We start from the raw sequence: 17,841 nt of genomic DNA on the forward strand, positions 1-17,841 counted from the left end.
AACATAGTTGACAACTAGGAATAATGGTATTAAAATGGAAGACAACAATTAATATAAAACTCTTATAAAGAGAGGTTAAGGGACTGGCCCAATGATGCCTCGGCAACCCTTGAATGTATATTCAAAAGGTGCCAAATCCAGCAGACAATATGATGTCTGAATGATAAGGGGTTTTGCTAAAGGATATAACTTTGTGGCGACCTCTTTCATCTGGGTGGTCTTTTTTTATGAAAGAAATGTGATAACCACATGAGTCTTTGAGAGAATCAAAAATGGAGGGATGAATATGAGTAATAATGAACTTTTATCGGCGGTGTTTGCTGAATTAGATGATAGTTTTGAAGATATGAAGGACTGGAGAAGATATATGCACAAGCATCCAGAGCTTTCTTTTGAAGAAGTACATACAGCGAAATATATTGAAGAGAAACTAGTAAGTTTTGGGCTAGAAGTAAAGACGCAAATTGGTGGTAATGGTTTAATTGGTATTTTAAAGGGAGCTGAAAAAGGGAAAACAATCGCCTTAAGAGCTGATTTCGACGCTCTTCCGATTGAGGACGAAAAAGACGTTCCTTATAAATCTACGAAACCAGGTGTTATGCACGCTTGTGGACATGATGGCCATACCTCTGCATTGCTTGGTACAGCACGTACACTTAGTAAATACCGTGAGAAAATAAAAGGAACCGTCCTGTTTGTATTCCAGCCTGCTGAGGAGAAGCCACCAGGTGGGGCAAAATTTATGATTGAAGAAGGCATTCTTGATGGAGTGGATTATGTATTTGGAGCACATCTCGCTTCAGAGATTCCACTTGGAAAAGTAGCTGTTGGTGAAGGATATCAAATGGCCGCAGTTGATAAATTTGAAATTACAATTAAAGGTCATGGTGGGCATGGTGCTAGACCACATCAATCCATAGATTCTTTAGTAATTGGGAGCAGTGTTGTTGACTCACTTCAAAAAATAGTAAGCCGTAGTGTTGACCCACTAAAATCAGCTGTCGTTACAATTGGTGTTTTCCAGGCAGGTAGTGCTTTTAATATTATTCCTGATACGGCAAAAATTGAAGGAACTGTAAGAACGTTTGATGGAGATGTTCGTGATCAAGTGGAAAATGAAATGAATTCTATTGTAAGAGGAATCACAAGTGCGTTTCATGCAAATTATGAGATTGATTATCTGCGGGGGTATCCTGCTCTGTATAACCATAAAGCAGAGACGGACACAGTGAGGGAAGTCCTTTCAGATGTATTTTCCAAACAAGATGTTGTCGAACTCGAGCCAACGATGGGGGCAGAAGATTTTTCATATTTTTTACAGGAAAAACCAGGAACATATTTTAAAGTAGGATCACAGAATGATAATGAAAATACGCACTACCCGCATCACCACCCAAGATTTGATTTTGATGAAAGAGCACTAGTCAATATTAGCAAGTCATTCGTTAAAATTGTGTCACATTATTTATTTTAAAAGAATGCTAGATTACGAGAAATGATGGAGGATTTGTCATGCAGAATAAAAAAATACATCAACTATTATTTGCGCTACTACTAACCTTATTCTTAATTGGTTGTGGTAATCAAAGTGCTACAGAAAGTGAAGGAAATGGAGAGGATGGAAGTGAACAACAAGCTTTGGAACCTGTACAAGGTGGAACACTGAATGTTGCCTTTTCATCTGACCCAGATACGATTGATTGGATGTCTACAGGTGCAACAGCAACACGTGACGTTGGCTGGCATATTTTTGAAACCTTATTTGCATTAGATAAAGATTATCAAGCTAAACCAATGATTGCAGAAGATTATACTGTAAGTGATGATCAAAAAGTTTATACCATCACGCTTCGTGAAGGTGTGAATTTCCATGATGGAACAACGGTTACAGCAGAAGATGTTATTGCTTCGATTGATCGCTGGAGAACAGTTTCTTCGGTTGGAACAGTGGCTAATGAATATATTGAATCAGTAAAAGAAATAGATGAGCGTACAATTGAAATTACGTTAAATCAAGTATATAACGCCTTTATGTCCGATTTAACTGCACCAAAATCGGCATTAATTATCATTCCAAAAGAAATTGCCGAAGAAGCTGGGGAAACGCCACTTGTAGCTGAACAGTTAATTGGTACAGGACCATACCAGTTTGAAAATTGGGAGCGGGGAAATGAAATTGTTCTAACACGCTTTGAAGACTATTCTGCACGTGAGGAAGAAGGCTGGGGCGGATTAACAGGCAAGAAAGTCGCATACTTTGATGAAATTAAGTTCTTGATTGTGAAGGATCCACAAGTGATGATTAATGGTCTGAAAACAGGAATTTATGATTATGCGCAATCAATTCCACAAGATTTGTATGAAGTTGTAGAAAGTGACCCAAGTATTGATCCAGTAACATATATTAATGGATACTCTGTTGCAACACCCGATAAATCTGAAGCGCCATTTGATGATTTGAATGTACGAAAGGCTTTGAATTATGCATTAGATAAAGAAGTGATTGCTGAGGCGACATATGGTAATTCTGATTTTTATCAGTTAGATGGTGCGTTATTTGATCCAGAACAAACAGAACTTTACAGTGATCAAGGAACAGATGACTATTTAGCTTATGATAAAGAAAAGGCTAAAGAACTTCTTGAAGCATCCGATTATAATGGGGAGCCAATTGAGATTATGTTCTCTAATGATTCGGAAACATATAAACGAATTTCACAAGTGATGAAACAGCAAATGGAAGAAGTTGGATTCACGGTTGAATTAGTTCCTTATGAATGGGCAACGTACCTTGAGAAATGGGCAGATCCTGCAAATTGGGATATCGTCGTAGTCGGATGGTCCACTCGTTTCTCACCTAGTGAACTAGGTATGCTCATCATGGATACGCAAAGTAGTGGTTGGTATAACAGTGAACGTTGGGGAAGCCTGCTAGATTCATGGGGTGTAGCGGAATCTGCTGAAGAACGACAAGAAATATTAGCAGAGATGAACCAAACAGTAAATGACGAACTTCCTTTCTTAAAAATTGCTAATGAAACAAAATTAGATATTAAGAGTGACAAAATTCCAGAATACGATAATTGGGTTGGTCAACGATTTTGGAATACGTGGAAGAGCGAATAAATAATAAATACATGCGGGAAGTCGTGTCAGGCGTTTGTATTGACGTGGCTTCCCTTTATCACTAAATACATTGAATGAATTAAAGGAGGGAAAACGTTGCTACAGTATACGGTACGCAGATTGGTATCAATCATACCTGTTATGTTAATTGTTAGTGTAATCGTATTTTTAATTGTCCATCTGACTCCTGGTAACCCTGCATATCTCATTCTTGGGGAAGATAGTTCACCCGAAGCAATTGAGCAGCTGGAAGCACAGTTAGGGTTAGATAAACCAATGGTGATGCAATTCTTTGATTGGATTAAAAATATTTTTACTGGAGACCTTGGACAATCGATTTATTCCTCAGAACCAGTTACACAGGTTATTATGGAACGTGTTGGGCCAACATTCAGTCTTATGATGATGTCAATGGCTTTAACATTACTCATTGCTATTCCAACTGCAATTTTTGTTGTATGGCGTCGAAATACGGTGCTCGATCCTTTGTTTACTTCGGCTTCTCTTGTAGGGGCATCGATACCTGAATTTTGGTTTGCCATGTTACTTGTACTTGGATTAGGTGTAGCAATTCCTATTTTCCCTGTTGCTGGCTATGTTCCAATTGCAGAAGGTTTTTTTACATGGTTTTATCACTTAATCTTACCTGCTTTTGTATTAGCAGCTGTGGAAATTGGACTAATAGCTCGTATGCTACGAGATGGGATGCTTGAGGCGGTTAATCAAGATTATACGAAGACTGCCAGAGCGAAGGGTGTAAAAGAAAGCATTGTTTTAATGAAACATGTATTCTCCAACGCATTAATCCCAACGACAACGGTTATCGGTGTAACGGTTGCTGGTTTGCTTGGGGGGACGGTTATTATTGAAACGATTTTTACAATCCCTGGAATTGGGCAACTATTAATTGATTCGATTCATCGTAGAGATTATCCCGTCATACAGGGAGTTGTTTTGTTTATTGCTGCCATTTATGTCGTCATCAATTTATTGGTTGACCTTTTATATGCATTCCTGGACCCACGGATTCGGTATGACTGAGTGGATTAAAAATATGAAAAGGGGGGTTCCAAATGTTAAAGAAAAAACGAAATCTTTTAGCTGCAGGTATATTGCTTCTTATTACACTAATGACAATAACTGCTTCCTGGTGGCTACCAGCGAATGCATTAGAAATTAATTCAACCGAGAGATTATTTTCACCATCGGGAGAGCATTGGTTTGGAACAGACCATTTCGGTCGTGATATTTTCGCTCAAACGATTGTTGCTGCACGTGTTTCATTAATTGTCGGTGTGACGGTTGCTCTAATTGCTACTATACTCGGGACAATTACTGGCTTAATCGCAGGATATTATAAAAAAGCAGATTTTATCATCATGCGCATTATTGATGGGATGCTCGCATTTCCGTCTTTACTTTTGGCGTTAGCCTTAGTTGCTGCGCTCGGAGGTAGCGTTACAAATATTATTATTGCCTTATCGTTCTCATTTTGGCCAGTAATGACACGAATTGTTCGTTCGGCTGTGTTACAAATCAATTCGGTTCAGTACATTGAAGCGGCGAAGACATCTGGAATCAGTGATCCAGTGATTTTGACCCGTTATTTGTTACCAAATGTGCTATCTCCTATTATCGTGCAAGGAACATTTATTTTTGCAAAGGCGATTTTGGCAGAAGCAGCACTAAGCTTTTTAGGTGTTGGTGTAGAACCTTCGACACCAACATGGGGAAACATGCTGCAGGAAGCACAAATCTATATTTCGATTGCACCTTGGTTCTCTATTTTCCCTGGGATTGCCATTGTGTTAACGGTACTTGCATTGAATATGCTTGGTGACGGGTTACGTGACGCCTTCGACCCGCATGCTAAAAGTACAAAGAAAACAAAGAGACGAAGAGGTACAAAACAGAAATACGCAGCATGAAGTGCTTTTTAACCTGAATAAAAAGGAGGATGCAAGCCGTGCTGGAAGTAAAACAGTTAAAAACACAAATTGACACGAATGAAGGGGTTGTCAAGGCAGTAGACGGTGTATCTTTTACAGTAGAAGCTGGTCAAACAGTTGGGATTGTTGGAGAATCTGGTAGTGGGAAGAGTGTTTTGGCTCATTCCATTATGCAACTAAATCCTGTACCACCTACCTTTTATCCAGAAGGTGAAATTATATTTGAAGGGAAAAATCTACTCAACCTCTCAGAACGTGAACTCCGTAAAATACGCGGAAATGAGATTGCGATGATTTTCCAAGATCCGATGTCCAGTTTAAATCCTGTTTTTAAAATTGGCGATCAGTTGGTTGAAGCAGTATTAACCCATCAAAAGATGTCCCGTCAGGATGCGAGGGCTCGTGCAGTTGAATTACTAACAGATGTTGGTATTCCTGATCCAGAGAGAAGAATGAATGATTATCCGCATCAATTTTCTGGTGGAATGAGGCAGCGTGTGCTCATTGCGATTGCCTTAGCATGTAACCCGAAATTACTCATTGCTGATGAACCAACGACCGCTCTAGATGTGACGATTCAAGCACAAATATTAGAATTAATGCGGGATATTCAGAAGAAATATGGCACGGCTATTATTATGATTACCCATGATTTAGGAGTAGTCTCCCAGATGGCAGACAAGGTGCTCGTTATGTATTCTGGGCGGATTGTTGAGGAAGGGTCTGTTGAGGATATATTTTATCGGCCATCCATGCCATACACATGGTCCTTATTACGTTCCTTGCCACGTCTTGATGCTGAAGCACATGAACGACTAATCAATATTGAGGGACAGCCACCGAACTTAGTCTCGCCACCGAAAGGCTGTAATTTTCATCCGCGTTGTCCGTTTTCTACTGAACAATGCTTGGAAGTTGATCCAGAGCTAACAGTAAGAGGGGACGGACATTTTGCAGCATGCATCTTATCTGGGCAGGAATTTGATTCGGAGAAAAAAAGAATGGAGTTTGCTGATAAGAAAGGAGTGCCACAATAATGTCTGAAGCCTTACTGGAAATACGCGATGTCAACATGCATTTCCCCATTAAAGAGGGTGTTTTTCAAAAAACGAAAAATCATGTGAAGGCTGTAAACGGTGTTAGCTTAACAGTGAATAAAGGAGAAACACTTGGAATTGTTGGGGAGTCGGGTTGTGGAAAGAGCACACTGGCAAGGACGATAGTAGGTCTGCTCGAGCCCACATCTGGAGATATTTTGTTTGAGGGGAAAAGTATCCTTGACCTTAACAAGAAGCAAATGCACGGGTTAAGAAGAGATATTCAAATGGTTTATCAAGATCCATTTTCAAGTCTGAATCCACGTATGAAGGCTGGGGATATTATTGCTGCCCCACTAAAAGCATATCGGATGACAGAAAACCTGGAACAGCGTGTGAAGGAATTGATGGATCTTGTTGGTCTAAAAGCCGCTGATTATAATAAACTACCACATCAGTTTTCTGGTGGTCAGCGTCAGCGAATTGGAATAGCCCGTGCACTTGCACTAAATCCAAAGTTGATTATTTGTGATGAGCCAGTTAGTGCGCTAGATGTATCCGTTCAAGCACAAGTTATTAATTTATTGGAAGACTTACAAAAAGAACTTGATTTAACGTATGTGTTCATTGCCCATGATTTATCGGTAATAAAGCATATTGCAGACAAAGTTGCTGTTATGTATTTAGGAAAAGTGATGGAAATGTCGGATAGTGAGTCCTTTTATAAGCATGCGTGCCATCCTTATACAAATGCCCTGCTTTCCGCCATTCCATTAACAGATCCTTTAAAAGAAAAAGAGCGGCAACGAATCGTTTTAAAAGGGGAACTACCATCACCTGCTAACCCACCAACGGGCTGTGTTTTTCACACGAGATGCCCATTTGCTACAGAGGCGTGCAAACAAGACATTCCATCACTTGAGGCAAAGGGGGATGCAGGACATTTAGTCTCTTGTTTTTACCCAATGAATGTAGAGAAGAAGTCTTCTATTGTTAATCACTAAAAATGAAATGGAGGATGAGAATATCAATGGAAGTAAATAAAATCTCATTAATGGATGCATATTTAATTGAAACCCTTCGTACGAATGGTGTTTCTAATCAAGAAATACTTGCACAAGTTGAAACAGGTGATGTTAAAGCTTGGCAAGAGTTTAATGAGAAATTTGATTATACGGCACTATTAGAACTTGCCAAACAAGATGCAGTTGCTTTCAGATCAATTATCTCGGATGGGTATAACATAAAATTTGTAACGTTTAATGGACTAAAAAATCTATTGAAGTTCCGTTTTGGAAAAGAGAAAGAAAAGGATTATCAGTTGACTGAAACAGGAATTCACCAATTAACTTTAAATGAACAGCAATTAGCAACGCTTAAACAAATGTTATCTAGAAATTGGATGATTGAAGAAACAGTAACTGCGAACAGGACTATAGTGAATATAGAGTTAGTGTAAAAGCATGGGAACGGTTCTCATGCTTCTTTTTTATGGAAAAGGAACTTAAAATTTTTATCTACATATGTACAAGGGTATATGGAGTTATAGATTGAACAGAAAACATGATTCATTGTTAAGGGATTCTCAGAAACTGGATGATCAACACGCAAAGAAACTTAATAAAGGCTCTTAAAATACATAAGAAGTACCTTATTAAAGAATTAAGTTCTATTTGTCTTGTTTTAGTAATAGTATTATAAAAAATATTTTATAAGCCTTTCAAAGTTAGAATGTTTTTTCTTCGGATTATTATGTAATCGTTTTCAAATTGTGGTGGAAAGCAGGGTATGGAGTCCAACAAATCAATCGGTAAGGGGGTGTTTTAAATTTTACTAGTGAACAGTCTATATACTGAGAGAAACAAGGATTTCCAGAAAAGAGAACTGATAAGCATTACAGTGTCACAATATTTTTCACAAAGAGAGGGGTCAGTTAAATGAGCTTAACTAAAAAGATATTAATCGCCCTTGTTCTTGGTGTGATTGTGGGTATTATATTAACATTTATACCAGAAAGTTTATTTTCTACTATCGATACGTTTGTATTAAATCCAGTTGGACAGATATTCATTCATCTGATTATGATGCTTGTTGTACCGATTGTATTTGTGTCAATTGTACTTGGAACAGCTGGTCTGGGTGAGCCAGCAAAGCTTGGCAAAATTGGAGTGCAGACGATATCTTTCTTCCTTGTGACAACAGCGGTTGCGCTATGTATCAGTCTTGCTTTAGCATTTATGATAAAACCTGGAACGGAAGGCGTATTTGATGTAAGCATGGCTGATTATGAGGCAAGTGAAGCTCCTCCCGTCATGGAAACAATTATTAATATCATTCCAACAAACCCATTATCCGCCATGTCTGCAGGGGATATGCTTCAGATTATAGCATTTGCCATTTTTATCGGAATTGCCCTTGCCTTTTTAGGTGAAAAAACGAAAGGGATCTATAATCTCTTTGAACAAGCAAATGATGTCCTTATGTTTCTTGTTAATCTTGTGATGAAAACAGCCCCATATGGTGCATTTGCATTGATTGCATCTGCAATTGGTGGCGCAGGATTGGATGCAATCGGATCGATGGGAGCATATATGGGAACAGTAATTTTGGGGTTATTTGTTCATGCAGGGGTTACGTACAGTCTTGCAATTTGGATGCTTGGAAAAGCAAATCCTTGGCAATTCTACAAAGGATTTTTCCCAGCAATGTCTGTTGCATTTAGTACGGCTAGTTCGAGTGCTACACTTCCACTCTCCATGAAAGCAGCACAGGAGAACCTTGGAGTCAATAAAAATATTAGTAGTTTTGTTCAGCCGCTAGGCGCTACCATAAATATGGACGGAACCGCAATAATGCAAGCAACGGCAGCGGTATTCATATCTCAGGTGTATGCAATTCCTCTTGAATTCACGGATATTATATTGATTATAGTAACAGCCACATTGGCAAGCATCGGTACTGCTGGTGTACCGGGTGTTGGATTGATTATGCTGGCAATGGTTCTGACACAAGTAGGCTTGCCTGTAGAAGGTATTGCGCTAATCATTGGTATTGACAGATTATTAGATATGCTTCGAACAGCCATGAATATTACTGGTGATGCAGCCTGTGCCTATATAATTTCTGAAAATGAAAAACGCAGGAGTGCTTGAAGCAATAAAATAAAGCCGCGTTTACTTGGAAACGCATAGTTTTAATTCAGTGATACTAACAAAAAAATAGCATATTAATTTACACGTTATTTTGCATTTGGAAATAGCGTGTTTTTTGTCATATCAGTAATATTAGAAGGGTGGTTGGGTAATAGTAACTTAAGGTTTATTTTTGCTATAATGACAATTATCTACTTTAATTTATAAAAAATAGGGGAGTGGCAAATGGAAAATAACGTATTTGAACAGTTGGCAAAAAGATATGATACAGAAGAAAGAATGGAATTAGCCAAAGTTATTGTAAACGAAGTAAGACCAGAATTACGAAATAGTAAATCAAAATCTTTAATAGACTATGGGAGTGGTACTGGTTTAATTGGTCTAGAGCTATCAGATTTAGTAGATTCTATTTTATTGGTTGATTCGTCAGAGCAAATGTTGGAAGTTGCTAAAGCTAAAATTTCTCACATAGGAGTTACCAATACAAAAGTACTTTTTTCAGACTTTACTCAAGAATCTCCTGAAATGAAGGCTGACATCGTATTAATGTCACTAGTCCTTCTTCATATTCCGGATACTAAAAAAATTTTACAAGAATTGTTCACCATTATAAATAGTGGTGGCAAGCTAATTATTATTGATTTTGATAAAAACGACAAAATAAATCATCCGAAAGTTCATAACGGTTTTTTGCATGAAGAACTGAAGAGTATATTATCCGAGGTGGGATTTAAATTAACTGAAATGAGAACATTCTATCATGGGAATCGTATTTTTATGAATCAAGATGCCTCAATGTTTATATCTAGTAGTATAAAGTAACTTTTAGCTCTTTTTTCTTGATTTTTGGATAAATAGGGGATTGACCTTCGAGATTGTGAAATATCATTGCTCTAGTTTATTGCTTTTGATATAGAAGATGATGATTCTAACCACTTCTAAGGAATACGTATGGTGTAGTTGGATACCTTATTAGAGAAACAAAAGAAGAAAAGGTGAACTTGCTATGGTATCCAAAAGACATTTTATATTTAATGTTGTCATCCTATTAATCCCGTGGTTATCGTTGTTATTTATTGGAAAGCAAAGTTTTAAACGCTTTTCCCTAGCTGGGATAGTAATTGTAGCATTTGAATTAATTAATCATAAGATTGGACAAAAGCGTAACTGGTGGTTTTTTTACGATAAGCGAAAATCATTCGTAACAAATGAGCTCCCATTTAGTATTGGTCCATATATGCCCCTCTCCATGTGGCTACTTAAACTATCCTATGGAAACTTCAAAAAGTTTATATGGCTTAATGTGCTCTTTGATGGAGCTTTTGCTTTTATGTTTATTAACCTTCTTAAAAAAGTAAAAATAATAGGTCTGAATAAGTTAAGTAATATCCAATTCTTCCTCTACTTACATTATAAAGCATATTTATTATACAGCGTGCAGTATTTGGCTGAGAGGAAGATGAAGGACGGTTCTCGTAATACTTTCTTACCTACAGAAGTATAATTCTGGCTGTTACAAAATGGAAGCGGAAGAACCGCTCCCATGTTTATAATTCAAAGCGTTCGCACAAAAGTCTTGCCGCTCTTTCTCCATATTTCGCATCAACTACATAGGAAATACTTATTTCTGATGTGGTAACTTGGTAGAAGGGAATATTTGCTTCAATAAGCGTTCGAAATACTTTTGAGGCGACCCCTGTCATATCACGCATACCAGAACCAATTACGGAGACCTTCGTAAATTGGTCTTCAATTTTAAAGTATAGTTCAGGATAATCCTGTCTTAAACGTTTAAATATTTGTTGGATTTGGTGTTCTTCCGTATCCTTCATCGTGAATGATAATTGAAGTCCTTCGTTGTTGGCTATCTGAGAGATCATGTCTACATTGATTTCTTCCTGTTCCAAATTGATAAATATATCATCTAGTAATTGTGGATAATATGCTGGGTGATTGAGTGTAATGTGAATCATATCCTTATCCACTGCGACCCCTGTCACCGCTTTTTTTTCAAGCATTTCAATTGTTGGCATTATCCAAGTTCCTTTCTCTTGTGATAGTGTTTTTCCCAGATAAATTGGGATATTATAGTTTTTGGCAATTTCAATGCTTCTAGATGTTAGAACTCCAGCACCGAGTGCGCTCATTTCCATCATTTCCTCATATGAAACTACCTTGAGTCGTTTTGCCTCTGGATAAATTCTAGGGTCGATACTATATACTCCCGTAACATCGGTATAGATTTCACAGGGACATTGTAGTGCTGCTGCAAGTGCAACAGCTGTCGTATCAGATCCACCACGACCAAGTGTGGTGATTTCATTCTCATCATTGAATCCTTGAAAGCCTGCTACAATTATGATGTCATATGTAAGAAAGAGATGATCAAATAACTTTGTATTAACCTTGGAAATTTTACTTTTTAAGTGATGGCCAACCGTCTCAATCCCAGCTTGAAAGCCTGTAAGTGGCTTTGCTTTGATGTCCCTATCATTCATGCTAATAGATAGGTAGGATATGGTCTGTTGTTCGCCAGTTGTTAAAAGCATAGCCAAATCCTGCTCATTCGGTGAATCAGTAATCGAATGAACGTGTGCCAACAGCTCATCTGTTGTTTTACCCATCGCACTAACAACAACAATGAGCTGTTCACCATCTTTTACTCGTCTACTCAAGTAGTTTGCGATATCTTTGATTTTGTCAATGCTTGCAACACTAGATCCTCCGAATTTTAATACAGTTCTCTTCATAAAAAATACCCACTTTCCTTCCGGTGCCTGTCACTTGTCGAAGTTTGTCGATTGGTACAAAGAAAAAACAAGCCGAGGGAATCCCGACTTGTTTTATGACTGTTATCTATACAAGTGGAAGCACTCCATTATTACTAAGAATAATGACAGACGGCATATTATTCATATGCAATCCAACAGCATTCCGTCTGCAAACGGAAAACCATTTCGGCAAATCTCCCTTTCACTTATTACAATTTGCAGCTTTATGTAACAAGGTACTGATGATTTTTGCTCCTCATCCATTACTTATTCAATTGTTGTCGAATACGACGTCTTAGATTATACGAAAGTTTCATAGAATTGTAAACTAAAATCTTTTATTTGTTCTGTTAGCCAGTATCAATTTAATTGGAAGGATGAAAAACAAAAAAGCAGCTTATCACTAATTAGTGGTGAGCTGCCATTAACTTGTAATATAACTTTTTAAATCTAGAATGATGAAAGCGGGAGAACCGACCCAATTATTCTGCCCCACGATTTTTATCGAATTCTCGATCGCTGCCTTTTTCAAGCTCCATGTCTGTTTCCCCAGGATTCTCATTATGTGCGCCAGGTTTCTTGTCTTCCATATAATCTTCATTAATTTCATTTGTGTTTGTTTCATCATCATATTTTACTGGACGATAATCAACATTATCTGGCTCATTCTCATCATTATTTTCATTAATGATGTTTTCTGATTCGTCCGTATTACATCCTGTCAAAAAAACAACAGAAAGAATAGATGTTATCATAATGATTTTCCACTTACTTCTCATAATTAGCCATCACTCATTTCTTATAATTGGTGTTACACCTTACTATTTACAAGAAATACAATTTTAGTCGGGAAAAAGTAAAAACCTGTTTCCATTTAGGAAGCAGGTAATATTGCACAGTGCGGTTCGACAGTTTGATTACACGAGGGAACCGCCTCCTTTAAGATATCTTTCAATGCCTTCTGACGCTCGATAGGCAAGGGCGCTGAGTGTTGCTGTTGGGTTGAAGCAGCTATTATGTGGAAAGGCAGAAGCACCGATAACAAAGACATTATCAGCATCCCACATTTGAAGGTAGCTATTAACTGCTGACGTTTCAGGATCAGCTCCCATAATTACTCCACCAGTATTGTGTGTATTTGTATCGACATTTACATTAAAGGCTGCTTGTTCACCAACGGTATCAATATGGTCTGGACCCATTTCTTCAGCGATTTTACGTGTCACTTTGGATATGTATTTTACCAGTTGTTTATCTTGTTCTGTATAATCATAGGTCATTCGTAACAAAGGCATTCCGTATGCATCTTTGTAGGTAGGGTCAAGGTCAAGATAATTATTACGATGTGGTAAACTCGCCCCTTGTGACTTCACTTGTAAAACACTATTTGCATATTTAATGGATTGTTTTTTAAATTCAGCCCCCCATGAAGGTGTTCCAACTGGAGCATGATTTGTTGCGATTGGGCGATTTCCATATTGTGTTGTACGAATTCCTGCCCCATGTAGAAAATTTAAATCTGAATGGTCAAAATTATCGCCAGTGTATTCTGGGATTTCAATCCCTAGTGCGCCCGCACCAGCATAAAGGTTCCATTCTTTATCATCATAGTAAAGTGTAGAGTAACCAGAACTTACTTGGTAACAGTAATTTTTACCGATAACACCTTCTCCTGTATCTGGATTGTAAGGTTTTCCAAGGTTTGAGTTAAGTAAAAGTCTAGCATTATTAAAGACATAGCTTGTCACGACAACGACCTCAGCTGGCTGTTCAAATTCTTCGCCAGTAAAAGTATTTACATAAATAACACCTGTTGCCTTTGTACCGTCGTTTACAATACGCGTAACATTTGCGTGTGTGCGAAGGTCAAGGTTACCCGTTTCCTTTGCAACTGGAATGACAGTCACAACTGGGTCTGCTTTAGCACCGTATTCACAGCCAAAGTTTTCACAATACGCACAGTATTGACAAGCTGCACGTGATATGCCATCTGGGTTTGTATAATTTTCTGAAAGGTTGGCTGAAGGCATGATATAAGGCTTGTACCCTAACTTTTTGGTAGCCTTTTCAAATTCCTCTAATACTGGTGTTTTTAGCATGGGTCCTGTAGGATAAGGATTTGACCGTTCACCATAAAGCTCTACTGTTTCACCAGAAATCCCTGCCATTTTTTCAAAGGTATCGTAATACGGTTCGATTTCATCATAAGTAATGCCCCAATCTTGAAGGGGAATTTCAGGTTTTATTTTTCCTGCACCATATCTCTTTTCCGTTAATGTTTTAATTTCAAAATCATATGGAAGGAAACGATAGGTTTGTCCGTTCCAATGACTACCTGCTCCACCAAGTCCATCACCAACAATGAATGTACCATAATGTCGCATTGGGAGGGCACGTATTTTTTTATTATTCCGGTGTGTAATGGTTTCCTTCGATAGGTCTTGCATTAATTCTTCCCTGTGCTGGAAACGGAGCTCATCATGCACCATTAAATAGTCACTCATTTTTCTTTCTTTTCCGCGTTCAAGGCCAACAACTTTAATACCAGCTTTTGTTAACTCGGCGGAAATAATACTTCCAGCCCATCCCATTCCAACAACAACAACTGGTACTTTAGGTAGTTTCGTTGTCATGTTTTCCACTCCTTGTTATTTTATACAGCAACTTTATCAATGTCCCATATGATTCCTTAGGCTTTGTGGCTCCAGTTCGATAAACTCTGTACTTTCTATTTCTTTAACATAATTCATACGTGTACCAGGATATTTACGCATTGCCCATCCATTCATTTGATTATTTCCACCATACATTGGGTCTGCATATACGCCTTCCATTGTTAACGTCCTGAGCAATTTGAAAAACTCAGAAGAAGATACACCTGATAATGAACCGGCTTCACCCTGTTCGAAGGCAACTAGTATCTCGTCTTGCTCACTTGCTTCGAGCGCAACAAAATCTTTTTGATAATTTTTGTTACTATAATTATCTAGTTCTTTTAACCCTAATCGGAATAAATCCTTTCGAAGTAGTTTAATTTGACTTCCCTGTGTAGGTTCGGGATTATACCATGGTCCTAATCGATAATCTCGTGCATTTACACCCCATTGACTAGCAAGTTGATGGTCAATATAAATTGCTACATTCAATTCTTTCGCACCAGGACCTAAATCATCTGCTGGAAAGATACGTTCAGCGGCAGCCATTGTTTTTTGATATTCATCAGGATAAAAGAACATCAATGCTTCATTTGGATTTTGGACTGGGGTTGGTTCTGCTTGCTCTGTTTTTACCCCCGTTTCTGGTTCACCTCTACCAAGGAAGGTTCCAATTGTCCCACCAACAACTAGGCCGCCGATGGTTAAACCTGAACTTTTTAAAAAGGCACGTCTTGTACTTGTCTTATCTGTTCCATTTCCTTTTTCATTATCTGGCATAAGAAAACCTCCTAATTAATCATTAGAAAAGGATGTGTACCTTGTTATTCCATACAAGCGAAATAAAAATTGGTTTACCATTTTTTTCAACAGTTTAGCCTAAATTTTTTTAAATAAACGTCCTACACTGAAGTTTTATTATTGATTTTAGTGGGGATAATTTCAGGTCAAAATAATAGCATTTATGAGTAATAAAACGAAAGTCTGGTAATTCTATTAACATTGATACTGAGAAATTTATAAAAAATGTACAAAAGGAGGGAAAACAAGGTGGCAACGATTGGTATTCCAGGATTAGTATTAATTTTAATCATTGCATTAGTCATTTTCGGACCAGCTAAGCTTCCGCAGTTGGGTCGGGCAGTTGGCCAAACGCTAAAAGAATTTAAAACTTCAACAAAAGGGATCGTAGATGATGTTACAGATGAATTTACATTTGATGAACAGGAGGAGGGGAAGAAGAAGGGATAAAATAATAACAAAAAAATAACAGTTCCCCCATTAAAACTTAAGTGGTGGAACTGTTATCAATTTTATTAGACCTTAATTAAAATAAATCCCAAAGTTTATCCCAGAATCCTTTTTCTTCTTTCACAGGTTCTTCGGTAGTTTCGGGTTCTTCAATTTGAATGCTTTCTGTTTTCAAAACAAATTGTACGGTGTTTATTTTTTCGTTGTTGTCAGATGAAACAAATGATTTAGAATCGAAATCTGATTTATCATATTCCGCAATCATTTGATCTACTTCGTCTTGCATTTGATCAGGTAAGTCATTCGTAGATTCATAGAGTTTTCCTGTGCCATCATGAAGTTCGGCAACACCATCCTCCAGCTCAGTTGTACCCCCTGTTAACTCCACAATTCCAGCATGTAATTCATTATAAGAAGTTGATAACTCGCTAACGCCTCCGGTATAGCTAACTAATCCAGTATGAAATTCCTTGTAGCTAGAAGAAAGTGTTGCTAATCCATCCTGTAACTTACCAATAGATTCGGTAACATCCATGTCTTCTAATGCACTAGAAAGCTCTGTTGCCGTTGTTTCCAATCCTCCTGCAATTTCTGAGATTGTTCCACTAATTGTATCTAATGTTGGTCCTACTGCATTGAAGCCTTCCTTTATACCAGTATAAGCTTCTTTGACAGCAGAAGTGGCATCATACGTATTAATTAATTTTTCGAGTGCGGCATTATCGGGGTTACTTTCTCTTAAGGTATCGATTTCTTCCTGCGTAATATCGTTAGCAGGAATTGCCTGGATTGCAGAATCAAACGTACCATAAGCAGTAGCGAAATTATCCTTAAGGGTAACTAGACCTGTTGCTGTTTCCTTTAGAGCCTTTGCAATTTGCGTTAGCCCTTCAGGCAAAGCTGTTAATTCGCCTAAGTCCATTTCACTTGAGTTTCCCCCGATCGAATCTTTCATCGTTACGAGCGCACTGTCAATAGATTTCGATGCATCAACAAGACCAGAGGAGGTGTTGCTGATACCAGCTATCCCATCTTTGTATTGTTTCGAACCATCTTGTAGGCTCACGACACCATCGTTCAAATCAGAAACGCCTGATTTCAATTCTCCAACACCATCATTTATCTCTTTGATGGCATCATTTAAGGTGTCCATGTCACCAGTCATATCATTCATATCAGGTGCATCAATAGCCATAGAAGACGGGATTGCTGTAATATCAATTCCATTAAGCTCGAATGCTTCCACGTCTGCTTCGAGGCTTAAGTCGCCATCCTTTTCAGGCATAACCGTAAAGGTGATCTGTTTATTTTTGCCTGCATTAGCAATTATTCCGTCTGGTGCTTCAATATTATGATAAAGGCTTGGATCAAGGGTAAGCGAAATTTGTAACATATAGTTTTCATAAAATACACCATCTACTTGCTCATTAGCTAATGTTTTAATATTTAATTCTAGATGTCCATCTTTTCCTGCAAGTTCACTCGGTGTAATATTTTCCCCATCAAGGGTATAAGAGATATTTATATCCCATGGTAGGGGCTCATTGTCTATATTTCCTTGATAGTAAAATTTTCCTTCTGGTGCAGTGAATTTCACTGTATTCTCAGCTTGTTTAATTTCGGATAAGTCTGTTAAGTTTTTCAGATTGGAATACGTTCCATAATCAACAATTTCTCCAGCTTTTTCCACTTCAAAATTGTTTACGACATATAATTCTTGTTCTTCACCAGATGGACTAAGTGTCGCGTACACTACTTCATCCTTGGAAGAAACAACGCCTACTTGTTCAGTTGTTTCTTCTTCCGATTCTTTTTCATTGGACTCCGCAGTTACAAGAAATGACGGAAGTACAAGAACAATAGCCATAAAAATAAAAAGTGTCTTTTTAATTCTACTCATT

At 37.8% G+C, this 17,841-nt stretch carries 16 protein-coding genes and 2 riboswitches; of the genes, 11 read left to right on the plus strand and 5 right to left on the minus strand.

Annotated features, from left to right (window positions below; all coding sequences use genetic code 11):
- Positions 1-59 precede the first annotated feature (59 nt).
- A riboswitch (SAM riboswitch) is annotated at positions 60-170 on the plus strand.
- 116 nt (positions 171-286) lie between these two features.
- From D8M05_RS00395 to D8M05_RS00440, 10 genes are all read left to right on the plus strand, one after another.
- Positions 287-1,474: a M20 metallopeptidase family protein gene (locus D8M05_RS00395; RefSeq protein ID WP_379543500.1), complete on the plus strand. Its 1,188-nt coding sequence runs from the start codon at positions 287-289 to the stop codon at positions 1,472-1,474.
- 38 nt (positions 1,475-1,512) lie between these two features.
- Positions 1,513-3,126, plus strand: a complete 1,614-nt coding sequence (locus D8M05_RS00400) for an ABC transporter substrate-binding protein (RefSeq protein WP_121127582.1) — start codon at positions 1,513-1,515, stop codon at positions 3,124-3,126.
- Positions 3,127-3,222: 96 nt separating this feature from the next.
- The gene (locus D8M05_RS00405) at positions 3,223-4,167 is read left to right on the plus strand and encodes an ABC transporter permease (RefSeq protein WP_121127583.1); all 945 of its coding nucleotides are present in this window, start codon (positions 3,223-3,225) and stop codon (positions 4,165-4,167) included.
- Positions 4,168-4,199: 32 nt separating this feature from the next.
- A complete protein-coding gene (locus D8M05_RS00410; protein ID WP_121127584.1) occupies positions 4,200-5,054 on the plus strand; it encodes an ABC transporter permease in 855 nt (284 codons plus the stop codon).
- A gap of 29 nt (positions 5,055-5,083) precedes the next feature.
- Entirely contained in the window at positions 5,084-6,112 is a 1,029-nt protein-coding gene (locus D8M05_RS00415) for an ABC transporter ATP-binding protein (RefSeq protein WP_121127585.1), read from the plus strand.
- On the plus strand, positions 6,112-7,116 hold the full coding sequence (locus D8M05_RS00420; protein WP_121127586.1) for an ABC transporter ATP-binding protein: 1,005 nt from the start codon (positions 6,112-6,114) through the stop codon (positions 7,114-7,116). Before D8M05_RS00415 ends, D8M05_RS00420 begins: the two co-directional genes overlap by 1 nt.
- 26 nt (positions 7,117-7,142) lie before the next feature.
- Complete coding sequence (locus D8M05_RS00425) at positions 7,143-7,571, plus strand: hypothetical protein (protein WP_121127587.1); 429 nt, start codon at positions 7,143-7,145, stop codon at positions 7,569-7,571.
- A 478-nt stretch (positions 7,572-8,049) separates the two neighbouring features.
- A complete protein-coding gene (locus D8M05_RS00430; protein ID WP_121127588.1) occupies positions 8,050-9,264 on the plus strand; it encodes a dicarboxylate/amino acid:cation symporter in 1,215 nt (404 codons plus the stop codon).
- 225 nt (positions 9,265-9,489) lie between these two features.
- Entirely contained in the window at positions 9,490-10,086 is a 597-nt protein-coding gene (locus tag D8M05_RS00435; protein WP_121127589.1) for a class I SAM-dependent DNA methyltransferase, read from the plus strand.
- A 184-nt stretch (positions 10,087-10,270) separates the two neighbouring features.
- Complete coding sequence (locus tag D8M05_RS00440; RefSeq protein WP_121127590.1) at positions 10,271-10,768, plus strand: hypothetical protein; 498 nt, start codon at positions 10,271-10,273, stop codon at positions 10,766-10,768.
- Positions 10,769-10,811: 43 nt separating this feature from the next.
- On the opposite strand, the gene D8M05_RS00445 is transcribed toward D8M05_RS00440, so the two are convergent.
- The 4 genes from D8M05_RS00445 to D8M05_RS00460 all read right to left on the minus strand — a co-directional run bounded on the left by D8M05_RS00445 (position 10,812) and on the right by D8M05_RS00460 (position 15,469).
- Positions 10,812-12,014: an aspartate kinase gene (locus tag D8M05_RS00445; RefSeq protein WP_121127591.1), complete on the minus strand. Its 1,203-nt coding sequence runs from the start codon at positions 12,012-12,014 to the stop codon at positions 10,812-10,814.
- 110 nt (positions 12,015-12,124) lie between these two features.
- Positions 12,125-12,303: riboswitch (Lysine riboswitch) on the minus strand.
- Between the two features lie 214 nt (positions 12,304-12,517).
- Positions 12,518-12,814 (minus strand): hypothetical protein, encoded by a 297-nt coding sequence (locus D8M05_RS00450; protein WP_147405150.1) that lies wholly within the window; start codon positions 12,812-12,814, stop codon positions 12,518-12,520.
- A gap of 138 nt (positions 12,815-12,952) precedes the next feature.
- Positions 12,953-14,668 carry a GMC family oxidoreductase gene (locus D8M05_RS00455; protein WP_121127593.1) on the minus strand — a complete coding sequence of 572 codons (1,716 nt, stop codon included), beginning with the start codon at positions 14,666-14,668 and terminating at the stop codon, positions 12,953-12,955.
- Positions 14,669-14,704: 36 nt separating this feature from the next.
- A complete protein-coding gene (locus D8M05_RS00460) occupies positions 14,705-15,469 on the minus strand; it encodes a gluconate 2-dehydrogenase subunit 3 family protein (RefSeq protein WP_121127594.1) in 765 nt (254 codons plus the stop codon).
- A gap of 270 nt (positions 15,470-15,739) precedes the next feature.
- Here D8M05_RS00460 and D8M05_RS00465 point away from each other — a divergent pair, with 270 nt between their 5' ends.
- Complete coding sequence (locus tag D8M05_RS00465; protein ID WP_245985092.1) at positions 15,740-15,940, plus strand: twin-arginine translocase TatA/TatE family subunit; 201 nt, start codon at positions 15,740-15,742, stop codon at positions 15,938-15,940.
- A gap of 76 nt (positions 15,941-16,016) precedes the next feature.
- Here the strand turns inward: D8M05_RS00465 and D8M05_RS00470 are convergent, their stop codons facing one another.
- The gene (locus D8M05_RS00470; protein ID WP_121127596.1) at positions 16,017-17,840 is read right to left on the minus strand and encodes a YhgE/Pip domain-containing protein; all 1,824 of its coding nucleotides are present in this window, start codon (positions 17,838-17,840) and stop codon (positions 16,017-16,019) included.
- Between the last annotated feature and the right edge of the window lies 1 nt (position 17,841).

The sequence above is a fragment of the Oceanobacillus bengalensis genome (genome assembly GCF_003628445.1).
In the GTDB taxonomy this organism is placed as follows: Bacteria; Bacillota; Bacilli; order Bacillales; family Amphibacillaceae; genus Oceanobacillus; species Oceanobacillus bengalensis.

Excerpts from the sequence above, each read along its gene's own strand:
- D8M05_RS00395 (WP_379543500.1), top strand. The coding sequence starts at position 287 with ATGAGTAATAATGAACTTTTATCGGCGGTGTTTGCTGAATTAGATGAT.
- D8M05_RS00400 (WP_121127582.1), top strand. The coding sequence starts at position 1,513 with ATGCAGAATAAAAAAATACATCAACTATTATTTGCGCTACTACTAACC.
- D8M05_RS00410 (WP_121127584.1), top strand. The coding sequence starts at position 4,200 with ATGTTAAAGAAAAAACGAAATCTTTTAGCTGCAGGTATATTGCTTCTT.
- D8M05_RS00415 (WP_121127585.1), top strand. The coding sequence starts at position 5,084 with ATGCAAGCCGTGCTGGAAGTAAAACAGTTAAAAACACAAATTGACACG.
- D8M05_RS00420 (WP_121127586.1), top strand. The coding sequence starts at position 6,112 with ATGTCTGAAGCCTTACTGGAAATACGCGATGTCAACATGCATTTCCCC.
- D8M05_RS00425 (WP_121127587.1), top strand. The coding sequence starts at position 7,143 with ATGGAAGTAAATAAAATCTCATTAATGGATGCATATTTAATTGAAACC.
- D8M05_RS00430 (WP_121127588.1), top strand. The coding sequence starts at position 8,050 with ATGAGCTTAACTAAAAAGATATTAATCGCCCTTGTTCTTGGTGTGATT.
- D8M05_RS00435 (WP_121127589.1), top strand. The coding sequence starts at position 9,490 with ATGGAAAATAACGTATTTGAACAGTTGGCAAAAAGATATGATACAGAA.
- D8M05_RS00440 (WP_121127590.1), top strand. The coding sequence starts at position 10,271 with ATGGTATCCAAAAGACATTTTATATTTAATGTTGTCATCCTATTAATC.
- D8M05_RS00445 (WP_121127591.1), bottom strand. The coding sequence starts at position 12,014 with ATGAAGAGAACTGTATTAAAATTCGGAGGATCTAGTGTTGCAAGCATT.
- D8M05_RS00450 (WP_147405150.1), bottom strand. The coding sequence starts at position 12,814 with ATGAGAAGTAAGTGGAAAATCATTATGATAACATCTATTCTTTCTGTT.
- D8M05_RS00455 (WP_121127593.1), bottom strand. The coding sequence starts at position 14,668 with ATGACAACGAAACTACCTAAAGTACCAGTTGTTGTTGTTGGAATGGGA.
- D8M05_RS00460 (WP_121127594.1), bottom strand. The coding sequence starts at position 15,469 with ATGCCAGATAATGAAAAAGGAAATGGAACAGATAAGACAAGTACAAGA.
- D8M05_RS00470 (WP_121127596.1), bottom strand. The coding sequence starts at position 17,840 with ATGAGTAGAATTAAAAAGACACTTTTTATTTTTATGGCTATTGTTCTT.